The following is a 12207-nucleotide window of genomic DNA, read 5'->3' as shown; positions in this document are numbered from 1 at the left end:
TCGACTCGTTACCGGATTCGTTACGGCGCCCGGTCAAGAACCCGCCCTGACATCGAGTCCAGGTAGTTCCATGGAGGACCGCACTCCCTGTAACCATCCTAGGAAACGGCTCTCTCGAGTTTGTCGACGGGTCGCCTGGCCGGCCCCTCTAGATCAACTATGCTGCTGTCCGCGCCAGCGTGGCCGACCTCGCCGACTGGCCCAGGGGCACGCTCGTCAACCTCAGCAGTGGCCACATGGCCGACCGGTTTGCCGATCAGCTTGCTGCCGGCCGCTTTCCCGCCGACGTCTCCAGCGTCGCGTCCGCAGGCTCCGCCGTGGCCCACGTCAGCGACGCCGCCGCCGCTCGCGGCATCGACACCAGCCCACTGTAGGCCGTACACGATCATCGACCGAGCCGTCGAGGCAGGCTACGGTGGCGACAGCTACGCCCGGCTCGCCCAGCTTCTCGCCGTAGCCGACCACCCGAACGCCTCGGCCGAGCTGGCCGCACCAGAGCCGTCGCAGCTCGATGCCATGGCTCCCGACGAACGCGTCCGCCGGGTCCAGGAGCACCAGCAGCCAGGGACACCGGAACGCTGCTGAACCCCGCCGTCGCGGACCCGCTCAAGTCGGGCCAGGGTCCGGATAGGCCGCTAACGACGAGCGGCCTCTCCGGACGTCCCGGCCGACATGGTTCCGGGCGACCTGGCGATCGCCCCCGAGATTTCTGTGGAGTGATCCCTCAGCATCTGCCGCCACCGGACTCGAGGGGTCAGTCGTCAGGGTCGGTGGCGGGTGGACGGGCCTGGCCGGTGGCGGGCGTGGGTAGGAACAGGTCCACCAGATCGTCGAGCCGGACCAGAATCAGCGCGCTGGTCCATCCGGCCGCGACGCTGATCAGCGCTCCCGCCAGCGCTAGCGGATGGGGTCGGGTGACCGCGACCGTCACCCCGGCAGCGATGGTCGTCGCGAGCAGGATGGTGTTCCGTGTGACGTGTCGCCACCCGAGCGGCTGTGGCGTGGCGCCGAAGCAGGCGCAGCGTGCTCCCGTGTCGTGGTGCACCGCCAGTATCACGCCGGTGGTGAGGCCCGTCAGTAGCAGGAACGTGGCGGCGAGCACGAGCGCCCCGACCGGTCGCGCGGCGGGCCAGCCGGCCGTCAGGGCAACCATCGACCAGCCGGTGCCGAGTACGAGTCCGAGTTCGGTGGTCGTGACGAGAAGGGCTACCGGGCTCACCAGGCGTGCGGACAGTAGCGGCAGCGGGCGTAGTGAGTCGGCGAACGCGCGTTGGTCCGCAGGGCTGCGTATCTTGCTCCAGCTGGAGCTGGTGAACACCCACCACAGTGCTGCCAGCAGTCCGAGCGACACGTACGACATGACAGCCTCCGTCATTTCTCCGCCGCGCTGGAGAATTTCCGCGCGCCATCCTGGTCGGTGTGGAACTGCTGGTTCCGGTGCAGGTGGCGGACGACCACCCCCAGGAGCTGCCTGGTGGGGAAGAATCCGCGCTGGCGGGAGTCGAGGCTGCCGGCCGGGTTGTCGCCGAGCAGGACCAGCTGGCCGGGAGGCACTCGGCTCTGCAGCGGCCAGTGCTGGAAGGCGCACACCTCGGGCGGTACCCGGTCACCGGGCAGCGCCGCGACGCGTTTGATCATCGGTTGGCCCGGTCGGTCCGATGCGTGGTCCCGATCGATCACCACGACGTCGCCGACGTGGACGCTGCCCGTGCGGCGCCGGTCGACCAGGACCCGGTCCCCGTGCCGGTGGCCGGGTTCCATGCTGCGCCCTTCGACGGTGACCAGCAGGAATCGTCGCCGCAGCCACCAGCCGACCAGTGCGCCGGCCAGCAGTGTCACTGCCGTACCCCAGTAGAGCGGGATCACTCCGCCGCCTGCGGCAGTGCCGGGTCGGGTTCGCGGTAGCCGCTGGCCTGCCGGACGAACATGCGGGCGTACTGGGCGTCGGCGGCCAGCAGGTCGTCGTGTCGGCCGGTTTCGGCCACCCGACCGTCCCGTAGTACGACGATCAGGTCGGCGTCGCGGACCGCACCGAGCCGGTGGGTGATCAGGAGAGTGGTCCGGCCGGCCCGGTGCTCGCGCATGGCGTGGTGGATCTCCGCTTCGGCGTCGGGGTCGAGGCCGGCGCTCGGTTCGTCGAGGATCAGCAGGTCGCAGCGGTTCCGCAGGAATGCGCGGGCGAGGGCGGGTCGTTGCCACTGTCCGCCGGAGAGGGTCACGCCCACTCGTACGGTGTTGTTCTCCGCGCCGCTCATGAAGGTTCGGCTCAGGAGGGTGTCGTAGCCGTGCGGGAGGGTACGGAGGGTGTCGTGTATTCCGGCCAGAAGGGCGGCGTTCTCGATCCGCGCCCGGTCGGGCAGGCTGTTCAGGTCGCCGAGGCCGATGTTCTCCGCTCCGGTCAGGTCGTAGTGCATGTAGTCCTGGAAGGTCACGCCGATCCGTCGGCGCAGCTCGGCGGCCGGTATGTCCCGTAGGTCCACGCCGTTCCAGCGGATGGTGCCTCGGGTCGGGTCGTAGAAGCGGCAGAGCAGCTTGACCAGGGTGCTCTTGCCGGCGCCGTTGGCGCCGACCAGGGCGAGTGCCTCGCCGTGCCGGACGGTCAGGGTGACCCCGCGCAGCACCCATGGCTGGTCATCGTCGTACCGGAACCAGACGTCGTCGAGCTCGATGCCGGTGCGCAGCGGTGGTAGGACGGCCGGTCGGTCCGGGGCGGGCAGGTCCGGGCCGGCGTTTACCACGGCCTGGTAGTGGGTGAACAGCAGCAGGTTGTGGTGGGTGGTGGTGACGTCGGTGACCATGCCGGCCAGGCCGCCCTGAACGGCTGCCAGCGCCGCGACGAACATGGGCACGTCACCGATGGTGAGTCGGCCGGTGCCGGCGGCCTGGACCACCCAGACCAGCCCTGCCCCGGCGATGCCGGCGCCCAGTAGTCCCAGCAGGGTCTGGATGAGCGCTTCCCGCTGGTCCATGCTGCGGCGGGCCTGGTCGGAACGGGTTCGCTCGGTGAGCATCCGGTCCCGGAGGAAGTCACCGATGCCGAAGAGGCGGATCTCCTTCGCCGCTTGGAGGCTGGACAGCAGGTTGCGGTAGAAGAATTCGCGCCGGTCGTAGGGGCTGACCTGCAGTGCGGTTTCGGCGCGGCGGCGGGACAGCCACAGTTCGGCCAGCAGTACCGGAACCGCCCCCAGCGAGACGGCCACCGCCATGGTGGGGCTGATCGTCACGAGGGAGCCGAGGAAGCCGCTCACCACGGCGACACCGCGTAGGAGGTTGGCTGAGCCGGCGACGAGTTGTTCCGGGGTACCGGCGCCGGCCTGCTGGGCCAGTTGGAGCCGGTCGAGGAACCGGGGGTCCTCGAACCGGGCCAGCCCGGTGAAGCCGTTCACCGCGCGGTACAGCTGGTCCTGGGCGGTGCGGGCGATCCGCCGTCCCAGTTCGGCGTGCAGATACCGGAGTGGGTGGGGCATCACTCCGACGATCAGGCTGGCGCCGGCCAGTCCCAGCGCCAGACCGATGAGGTCGGCCGTTCCCGGCTGGTGGTCGACGATCCGGTCGAGGACGAGTTTGGTCAGCCAGGCGGCGGCGATCGGCAGTGCGCCGGAGAGCAGGGTGAGCACCAGCACCGCCGCCAGCACCGGCGGGGAGGAACGGGCGGCTAGGTGGCGCCGATCGCGGCGCGCCACAGTGTTCCCGCCGCCGTCCTGCCGGAGTCGGCGCGCCGGCAGGAGCGGCGGCGGAGGGTCGGTCGGGTCACGGTCAGGAGGCCAGCCCGGTCGCCGACGCGACCGGTGCCTCGGCGGGTGGCAGCTGGTGGAAGTCGAACGAGCTGGCGACGATCTGGTTGTCCCGGACCAGGACGAAGGCCGGGTAGCCGGTCAGGGTGAACGCCTCCCCCACGGGTCCGCCGACATCCTCGGCCAGCACCGTCCCGGCGGGTCGTAGCTCGCTGACCAGTTCGGCCGAGGCGGCCGGGTCACCGACCACGACGGCGAGGACGGTCCAGCCGGCGGCGGCGTACCGGGGGGCACCGGCCAGGAAGTCCGGCTTGCGTTCCCGGCAGGCCGGGCAGGTCACGGAGAAGAAACCGATCAGGGCTGCGGCCCCGACCGAATCCCGGGACACGGGCTCGCCGTCAACGGTGGTGGTGGCGAACTCCCCCACGGTGGACCCGACGGGGCGGACCAGGTCCCGTTCTGCCGGCTCGTGCAGCGGCCGGTTGAGCAGTTCGGTGTGCTGGCGCAGCCGTCGGATCATGCCGAAGGAGAGCAGCAGGTTGAACAGGCACAACAGCGCGACTACGACCAGTGCGGTCACCAGGTACGTCATGGTTCCTCCCCGTGGGTCGATCCGGCCGCCGGCTGGTCGTCCGGTTCGATGGTTGTCATTGTTCGGTGAGCAGGGCGGCGGTCGGGAGCCGGCGAATGAGGATCGCCGGGACCAGGGCGGCGAGCACGGTCAGCAGCAGCGCTCCGGCGGTCACGGCCAGCGCCAGGACCGCCAGCCGGCCGTCGAGGTGGCCGACCAGCAGGGCCACCGATCCGAGGCCCGCCACGGTCCCGAGGACGCAACCGAGCACCCCGACGCCGAGGGCTTCGTAGACGAGCAGCCGGTTGAGTGCGGAGTTCGGCCATCCGACGGCCCGGAGGGTGGCGAACTCGGCTGACCGCTCCCGCACGTTGAGGTAGAGCACGTCGGCCACGCTGAGCAGCCCGAACAGCAGCACCCCACCGACCGCGACCAGGTCCACTCCGCGTACCTGCACGGAGACGGCCTGGCCGAGCAGGGAGCCCACCATGCCATCGTGGAACGCCCAGAGCGAGGCGGCGATCAAGGTGACCGCGCCGACACCGGCGGCAAGGCTGACCGCTCCGGCGAGGGTGCGGGCGGGTGCCCGTACCAGATTGGCCACGGCGAGTCCGGCGAAGGTCCGCCGTGGGGCGGACCGTCGGGCCGGCGCGGGGGCTGCCTGGAGTGCCTCGGCTGATCGGGTCCGGGCGGCCTGGATCGCCGGTAGCGCGCCAGCCACCGCGGTGAGCAGCACCGCGATCGGTATGCACAGTAGGACGACGGTGCCGGAGACCTGGACGCCGGCCAGGTGGCCGAGTGGCCCGGACAGGCCGGCGCCGAGCAGGCCCGCGGCGAGGCCGAGGGTGGTGGTTTCGGTGAGGACCAGCTGGCTCAGTCGCCAGCCGGGCCAGCCGACGCAGGCCAGTATGGCCAGTTCGCGGCGGCGGGCGCGGACGGCGGTGGACACCGCGTTGCCGACCAGCAGGGCGCAGACCACCAGTAGCAGTCCGAGCAGCATGATGTTCTTGCGGTCGACGGCCGTGACGATCTCGGCGGCCACGCCCTTGCGGGTGCGGGCCTCGGCCACCGTCAGGTCGGGACGGCCGAGATGGTTGGCGGGCAGCAGCACGGGGCTGCGTACGGTGGAGCCGCCGAGCACGATCTCGACGGTCAGTCCGGTCTGGTGGACGATCTCGTCGGCCACGAGCCGGACGCGTTCCCGGGCCACCTCGTCGAACCGGTCGATGCCCGCTACCCGGACCCGGACGGAGCTCAGCGGTGTGTCCGCCGCCGGTGACCTGACGCTCTTGTACAGATCGTGGGTGGCGGTCAGGGTGGTCAGCAGGTGGGGTGGGCGGGGCGGGTAGCCCAGCGGATCGTCGCCGGGTAGTAGTGGACGGTCGGCGAGCAGTTGCCGGGTACGGGGGTCGCCGCCCACCGGTGCGGCCGGCCGATACAGGTCGAGGGCCTGCTGCGCGGCGCCGCCGGCGGTGGGGAGGGCGTCAGGTGCGAAGCTGCCCACGGGGGTGACCGACCACTCCTCGCTCTGCCCGTTCAGGATGATCGGCTCTCCGGTGCCGACGCCGCCGGTGCTGAACCAGGCGTCCCGCCACAGGTCGTCGATGGCCTGGTCGGTGGAGCCGGGTTCACCGGCCCGGGGCAGTATCCGGCCGGTGCCGTCGGGTTGTGGTGTGTAGGCCGGTGGTGCGGGCCGCAGCAGGGTCTGTACGCCGGACAGGGGGGTGTTGCCGGCCAGGGCGGTGTCGAGTCGGGCACGGTAGAGCTGTCCCAGGTCGTATGCGGCCGCCTGTGGGGGTGTCTTGGTCGAGTCGTGCAGCAGCGGCCACAGCGCTTCTGTGGTGGAGCCGGGTACCCGCCGGGCGGTCTGGCCCGCGAGTCGGGACACGGCGAGGTTCATCTGCTCGTCCACCGCGAGGTCCGTGGCGGCGAGTACCGGAAGTGCCCGGCCTGCCGGGCCAACCGGTGTGAACGGGGACGTCGATGGGCTCCTGGTTGCGGGGCCGATGGTGTCGGAGCCGGTCAGGTAGCGGCCCTGGCGTACCGCCCGGTTCAGGCCGGCCAGACGTGCCTCGGCCGCGGGGTCGATCCCGGCCACGAGCATCGGTACGACCGCGGGTAGCCGGAGCTCCAGTCGGGCGGTGGCGGGTATGGCGGCGGCGGGGCGGCCGAGTGTGATCACCGACGCCAACCGGAAGGTGCCGTCGGGGAGCAACTGGTAGGCCTGCAGCGCGCTGATCTTGGTCCGTCGGGTGCCCGGTTCGAAGCTGCCCACGGCGGTCGCGCACACCTGCAGGCGCCGCCCGTCGGGCTGCACCTCCAGGGCGCCTCCCCCACCGGTGCCGGGGCACTCGGCGGCGGAGGTGGTCTGGTCGATGCGGGTGCCGTCGGTGTAGACGAACACGCGCTGGTCGCCGCTGATCTGGGACAGTGGCAGCAGGGGTCGGCGGGACACCTACACGTAGGTGGGGGCGGCGCCGAGCGTGCTCAGCCCACGATCTGCGCTGATCCGTGGGGCGACCTCGATGACCTGCCGCTCGGCTGTCCGGTCGACCTGGTCGGTCACGTCGACCCGCAGGTCGGGTCGGATGTCGGCGAGCCCGAGGACCGCCAACGGGGCGGCCACTTCGACCCCGGGGATGCGCTCGATCCGCCGCCACTGGTCCAGGGTGATGCCGCCGTAGGCTGCGGTGGGCCGGTCCTGGTGCAGCAGACCGCCGGCGGGCCCCGACGGGTGGACCAGGATGTCGTACGACGGCCGGAACTGGCCGTCGATGGAGCCGCGGGCGACCAGCCGCGAGGTGGCTGCGACACCGGTGAGCACGGTAAACCCGGTGGTCGCGACCAGCACGGCGGCGAACACCGCCAGGCTCCGGCCGCGGGTGTGCCGTAGCTGTGACCAGACCATCCGCAACATGGGTGGGAGCTTCTCCGCTCAGGCAGTACGGGCCGTCCCGGCCGACCTACGGCCGGCCGGGACGGCGTCGTGATCGCGATCGTGCGTCGGGTCAGCAGCGCGTGGTGGTGGTGCGGCAGTAGCCGCAGGTCGTACCGGTGCTATCGCAGCCCTTGCAGCAGTCCCGGACCCGGACGTAACCGCTGGTGCAGCTGCAGTACTCCGTCCAGCAGCTGCAGGCGGTGCTGGCCGCCTGTGCCGTCAGCTTCGGAACGAACATGCTGAGCACCCGGTCCGCTGTCGCTTCGAGCATTCGTACCATTTCCACTCCTTCTGATCGAGCTGTCGATGAGCGTTGTAGGAATTCATGACGCTGTCGGTTCCCGATCGCCTCACCCCCGTTTCCGCGCCGATGCGTCGGCGCTAGACAATCCGTCCGTCGTGAATCTCGACGGTCCGGTCGCAGCGGTCCGCGAGCGACGCCTCGTGGGTCGCCATGAGCAGGGTCATGCCGTGCTCGTCGCGTAGCCGCCAGAGCAAATCGATGATTCCGGCGCCGGTGGCCGAGTCCAGGTTGCCGGTCGGTTCATCGGCCAGCAGCAGCCGGGGCCGTCCGACCAGGGCCCGCGCGATGGCAACCCGCTGCTGCTGACCGCCGGAAAGCTGTCCGGGCATGGCGCGCTCCCGGCCGGCCAGCCCCACTTCGGACAGCAGGTTCCGGGCCCTGTCGACCTCGTCGGGCCCGGCCCGGAACGGCAGCAGCGGCGCGAGAACGTTGTCCAGCGCGGACAGCGCGGGCAGCAGGTGGAATCGTTCGAAGACGAAACCGGTCCCTCTGCGGTAGTCGGCGAGCCGCCTGCCGGACAGGCCGGTCACCGCCACCTCGTCGACCTCGATGCGGCCCGCGTCGGCGCGTTCGATCGCGCCGATCAGATGCAGCAGGGTGGATTTGCCAGAACCGCTCGGGCCGGTCACCGCGACGGTGGCGCCCGCCGGCACGTCAAGGGTGATCCGGTCCACGCCGACGATCGTTTCGTCGCCCGAGCGGAACCGCTTGACCAGGTCGGCCACCCGGATGGCCGCTCCCCGACCGGTGGTCTCGACGCTGGCGTTCATCGGGCACCGGGCGATGCCAGCGCGACGGCGGTGGCCGGTCCACCTCCGGTGCGAGCGATGGATGCGCGCAGGAATCCAAAATGCAAGAGCAACTCTGTCATCGCCCAGCCCCCGTATTGCTCGGCATGACAAGTGAAACTACATGAGCGACCGTCGATCGATCAACCGTTAACGTGCGTCTGGTTCATGAGCATCGTACGGATTACAGCACCTCGCGGAAGACCACTGGGCCCTTTTATCGTGATCATGCTGGTTACGGTGGGGGCGAGCATCCCGGGGATCGATGAGGGCGAGGCTCCAGGTAAGACAGCAGTCGACCAAGATCCGATGCCCCGACCGGGAGCCTCGCCGTGCTGTCTTACCCCGCCACGATCCCGCTGTCCAGCCGAACCCTGAACCACCTCGCCGATCTTGTCCGTAACCATCGCCGGCAACGTCGATCCCGGTGGCGGCGCCTGGACCCCGGCCGGCAGGCTCTGCTCACCCTCGCTCACCTGCGCAACGGCGACACCTACACCGCCTCGCAGCCGGGTTCGGCATCGGCGTCGCCACCGCCTGGCGCTACGTCCACGAAGCTGTCGACCTGCTCGCCGGAGCCTCCGACGACCTGGCCACAGCGATGGACCGCATCCGCAAGCTGGCATACGCGATCCTCGACGGCACGCTGATCCGATCGACCGGGTCGCTGACCAGAAGCCCTACTACTCCGGCAAACACAAGCGGCACGGCGTGAACGTGCAGGTCATCGCGGATGCCGCAGGTCGCCTGGTCTGGGCGTCGGTCGCGCTGCCCGGCGTCACCCATGACCTCAGCGCCGCCCGCGTTCAGGGCATCATCGACGCGCTGAGCGGCGCCGACGTGATGACGTTCGCCGACAAGGGCTACCAAGGAGCCGGCGGGAGCGTGCGCACGCCGTTCAAGCGCCACCGGTACCGGCCAGAGCTGTCCCGCCGGCAGAAGGCCGTCAACCGCACGCCCGTATCCGCGCCCGCGGCGAGCACGCTATCGCCACCCTCAAGTGCTGGAAAATCCTGGCCAAGCTGCGCTGTTGTCCCCGCCGCGCGACCGCGATCGTGCAGGCCATCCTCGTTCTGCACCGCGTCGAGACCAGCCGCTACTCAGGATAAAAAGGGCTCAAGGGATCGATGCCGGGGAAATCCACCTGGGCGACACGGAATCTGATTGGTCCAAAGGGGACGCGCCCTTTCAACGCAGCATCCCGTGAACCAGGCGGGTGCTCATGCTCACCGCTTAACGCGGAATCAAGAGACCAAAATGCCGCCTCATCCGAAAACGCAGATGAAGCGGCAGGTCAGAGCGTTCCAAGCCGAGCAGGCCGGCGGCCAACCGTCCACGCGGTTACCGCCAACAAAGATCATCCGTTACCGGATGTTACCGCCGTTACCGGAGAAGATCTTCATCTCCCCAGGTCAACCGGTCGGGACGGCCGGATTCGAACCGACGACCCCTTGTTACCGACCGTAGCCACTCCGAGATTGTCATCGCTTGCCGCAAGTGGTCATTTACCTGCACAGACGCAGCCAGGCGTTGATCTCTTCTTGTCACTGGTTGTGAGCGTCAGGACGGGGTTTTCGGGGGGTAAACGGGGGCACCGTCGGGACCCGTTCACGACTCATCGCACCCCCACACTGCGCATTCACGGCGCATCGAAGGACGGGTCGCTCCTCACCTCAGCGGCCAGCGGGAATTGAACCGCACGTCGCGGTGTACGGCGTCGGGCGCGGCGACCGCGAGCAGCCGCTCGCCCTCCTCGGTCAGGTCGTGCACGTCGCGGGTGGGGATCTGGAACAGCGGCCGCACGACCAGCGTCGCCGCGCCCTTCCGCCGGGTGATCTTCCAGATGGCCCGGACGAACCCATCGACCAACACCGTCCCGGGGATGACGCCGGGCACGCCGAACACGTCGCGGCGGTCCCGGTCGTCCATGATCCGTCTGGTGTCGTCGTGGGAGACCACGATCGCGTCGAAGTCGGCGACGTAGCGCACCGGCGCCGGGGTGTCCGGGTGCGGCAGCGGGGCGTCGGGCAGGTCGAGCAACTCGGCGCCGTCCTCGTCGCGGTAGGCGACCAGCCGGTCGCCGAGCCGGTCGGTCACCTCGCGCAGCCCGCTGAGCCCCGACCAGGCCTGCACGTCCTGCACCGTCGCGGGGCCGAACGCCGCCAGATACCGCAGCACCAGGTCGTCCAGCGTCGTCCCCGGGCCGCCGCCGGCGCCCAGCCAATGCTCGGCGCTGGTGTACGCGGGCTGCCCGACCGCGCCCCACAGCCCGTGCGGCGGCACCTGCACCAGCGGCACGCCCGCGCGCACCGCCGCGCCGAGCGCAGCGGGCTCGGCGTCGGGCCACCGTGCGCTGAGCTCCGCGCCGAGCTCCTTGATGGTGCGCGGCCGCTCCTCGACGAGGGCCCGTCCCGCGGCGGCGACCCGGCCGGGGTCGGCTCCGCGCAGCCGCTCGCGCCCCGACGGGCCCAAGTGGCGGTCCTGCACGGCCTGCAGGAGCGGCCGGATGTCCGTGGCGTCGCGGGCGCTGACCAGGTGCGGCGTGGCCCGCATCAGCGCGGTGCGGACAGCCGCGCGGGAGGTGAGCAGTGCCGACAGGTCCTCGATCTGGAACCGCCGCAGCCGCGTCCACAGCCCGAGGTAGGGCGGGTTCGGCGCCTGGGCGGGCAGGCCCATGAGATGCTCGATCGCCTCCAGCGGGCCCAGCGGCGAGCGCTCCAGCAGCAGCTGCCGCGCGAGCAGGGCACGATTGAGATCGCGGCGGGTCAGCATACGTGGATCATTTCACGGGGGCGTCGCCTGGTGTCTCACCACGGTGGCGCCTTCCCCGTCGACCGGATCATTGGCGCGGTCACCTGCGGCGGCGACGACGTGGCCGTCACGCTCAGCACCAGTTAGTACGGCCTCCGCCGTTCGGGATCATGGCTGAAGCTCGAGGTTGAGACGTCGTTTGTAGTGGTCTCGTCGGGCTCGGGCTTGATGGTGGCGGCGCCACTGTGACCAGCGCAGACGGTGGGTGAGGTCACGGATCGGCTCGATTATCAGGGTGTTGATCAGACGGCGGACTTCGTTGACGGTCAGCTTGATCAATCCGCTCTCCGGAGGGGGTCGTCGGCGGCGTCGGCGGCGTAGATCGCCAGGACGGCGAGGGCGGCCAGGGCGAGGGTGGTGAAGCGGTGCCAGAGTCCCAGCGTCGGACCTGGTGCTGGTCGAGGCCGACCTGACCTTTGGCGGCCTGGAACGCTTCTTCGACGGTCCAGCGGATGCCGGCGACCCGGACGAGCCGAGCGAGGGTGGACGGCTGCGGGGTCCAGCAGCGGTAGAAGGCCAGCTCTCCGGTGGAGATGTTGCGCCTGATCAGCAGGCTGCGCCGCACCACGGTTACTGACCCACGAACCCAGCGTCAACATCAGCGGGCGTGCGGCGGAGCACCGGGCTGCCCACCGGCACCATCTCCCCCATCCTGGACCGGCTGCTCGACGGCGGCTGGCTCAGTGACCGGTGGGAGGAAGCCGACACCGTGACGAGCCGGCCTCGGCGCCGGTACTTCCGACTGACCGACGAGGGCCGACACTCCACGCAGGAGCCGCTGGCCGCTGCGGAGAAGGAAACTTGATGACTGAACCAGAGCAGAATCCGAAGCCGAAGTTCAGGCCCCTCCGGACGGCGCTGATCAGCCTCGCCCTTTGCCTGATCATCCCCGGCACCCGGGACGGCGCGATCGCGGTGCTGAAGTTCGCCGGCTGGTCGATAGTGACCATCGCCCTGCTGGCCCTGCTCCTTGTCTTCATGATCAACCCCAGGAGGTAGCAACGAGCGGACGCCTGACAGCTTCCGTGGGGCTCGGTACGCCGAGCCTGCGCGGTGGCCGC

At 70.3% G+C, this 12207-nt stretch carries 12 protein-coding genes and 2 pseudogenes; 4 read left to right on the top strand and 10 right to left on the bottom strand.

All coding sequences use genetic code 11. From position 1 onward, the window contains the following. Positions 1 to 179: 179 nt before the first annotated feature. Positions 180 to 374 carry an imine reductase family protein gene (locus ACWD5O_RS29145; protein WP_450087243.1) on the top strand — a complete coding sequence of 65 codons (195 nt, stop codon included), beginning with the start codon at positions 180 to 182 and terminating at the stop codon, positions 372 to 374. Between the two features lie 380 nt (positions 375 to 754). Here the strand turns inward: ACWD5O_RS29145 and ACWD5O_RS29140 are convergent, their stop codons facing one another. From ACWD5O_RS29140 to ACWD5O_RS29105, 8 genes are all read right to left on the bottom strand, one after another. Then, entirely contained in the window at positions 755 to 1360 is a 606-nt protein-coding gene (locus ACWD5O_RS29140; protein WP_450087242.1) for a MauE/DoxX family redox-associated membrane protein, read from the bottom strand. Between the two features lie 11 nt (positions 1361 to 1371). Beyond that, positions 1372 to 1839: a signal peptidase I gene (lepB, locus tag ACWD5O_RS29135; protein ID WP_450087241.1), complete on the bottom strand. Its 468-nt coding sequence runs from the start codon at positions 1837 to 1839 to the stop codon at positions 1372 to 1374. A 23-nt stretch (positions 1840 to 1862) separates the two neighbouring features. Then, positions 1863 to 3683 carry an ABC transporter ATP-binding protein gene (locus tag ACWD5O_RS29130; protein ID WP_450087240.1) on the bottom strand — a complete coding sequence of 607 codons (1821 nt, stop codon included), beginning with the start codon at positions 3681 to 3683 and terminating at the stop codon, positions 1863 to 1865. 73 nt (positions 3684 to 3756) lie between these two features. Continuing rightward, positions 3757 to 4326, bottom strand: a complete 570-nt coding sequence (locus ACWD5O_RS29125; RefSeq protein ID WP_450087239.1) for a TlpA disulfide reductase family protein — start codon at positions 4324 to 4326, stop codon at positions 3757 to 3759. 55 nt (positions 4327 to 4381) lie between these two features. Continuing rightward, positions 4382 to 6760 carry an FtsX-like permease family protein gene (locus tag ACWD5O_RS29120; protein ID WP_450087238.1) on the bottom strand — a complete coding sequence of 793 codons (2379 nt, stop codon included), beginning with the start codon at positions 6758 to 6760 and terminating at the stop codon, positions 4382 to 4384. Beyond that, positions 6761 to 7222, bottom strand: coding sequence for a hypothetical protein (locus ACWD5O_RS29115; protein ID WP_450087237.1), 462 nt, complete (start codon positions 7220 to 7222; stop codon positions 6761 to 6763). It abuts the gene before it with no gap. A gap of 91 nt (positions 7223 to 7313) precedes the next feature. Beyond that, entirely contained in the window at positions 7314 to 7523 is a 210-nt protein-coding gene (locus ACWD5O_RS29110; protein WP_450087236.1) for a hypothetical protein, read from the bottom strand. A gap of 101 nt (positions 7524 to 7624) precedes the next feature. Then, on the bottom strand, positions 7625 to 8317 hold the full coding sequence (locus ACWD5O_RS29105; RefSeq protein ID WP_450087235.1) for an ABC transporter ATP-binding protein: 693 nt from the start codon (positions 8315 to 8317) through the stop codon (positions 7625 to 7627). 350 nt (positions 8318 to 8667) lie between these two features. On the opposite strand from ACWD5O_RS29105, the pseudogene ACWD5O_RS29100 reads away from it, so the two are divergent. Then, a pseudogene (locus ACWD5O_RS29100) lies at positions 8668 to 9444 on the top strand (transposase family protein). Positions 9445 to 10003: 559 nt separating this feature from the next. On the opposite strand, the gene ACWD5O_RS29095 reads toward ACWD5O_RS29100, so the two are convergent. After that, positions 10004 to 11107 carry a winged helix DNA-binding domain-containing protein gene (locus ACWD5O_RS29095; RefSeq protein ID WP_450087234.1) on the bottom strand — a complete coding sequence of 368 codons (1104 nt, stop codon included), beginning with the start codon at positions 11105 to 11107 and terminating at the stop codon, positions 10004 to 10006. 147 nt (positions 11108 to 11254) lie between these two features. Continuing rightward, positions 11255 to 11705, bottom strand: a pseudogene (locus ACWD5O_RS29090) (IS701 family transposase); the annotation flags it as partial. Between the two features lie 48 nt (positions 11706 to 11753). On the opposite strand from ACWD5O_RS29090, the gene ACWD5O_RS29085 reads away from it, so the two are divergent. Together ACWD5O_RS29085 and ACWD5O_RS29080 are read left to right on the top strand one after the other, a co-directional pair. Further along, complete coding sequence (locus ACWD5O_RS29085) at positions 11754 to 11951, top strand: PadR family transcriptional regulator (RefSeq protein ID WP_450087233.1); 198 nt, start codon at positions 11754 to 11756, stop codon at positions 11949 to 11951. Then, entirely contained in the window at positions 11951 to 12145 is a 195-nt protein-coding gene (locus tag ACWD5O_RS29080) for a hypothetical protein (protein WP_450087232.1), read from the top strand. The genes ACWD5O_RS29085 and ACWD5O_RS29080 overlap by 1 nt, the downstream gene beginning before the upstream one ends. Positions 12146 to 12207: the final 62 nt, after the last annotated feature.

It is taken from the genome of Micromonospora sp. NPDC005161 (assembly GCF_053599855.1).
The sequence above is the reverse complement of the archived record's forward strand: the minus strand, read 5'-3'. Positions and strand labels throughout refer to the sequence as shown.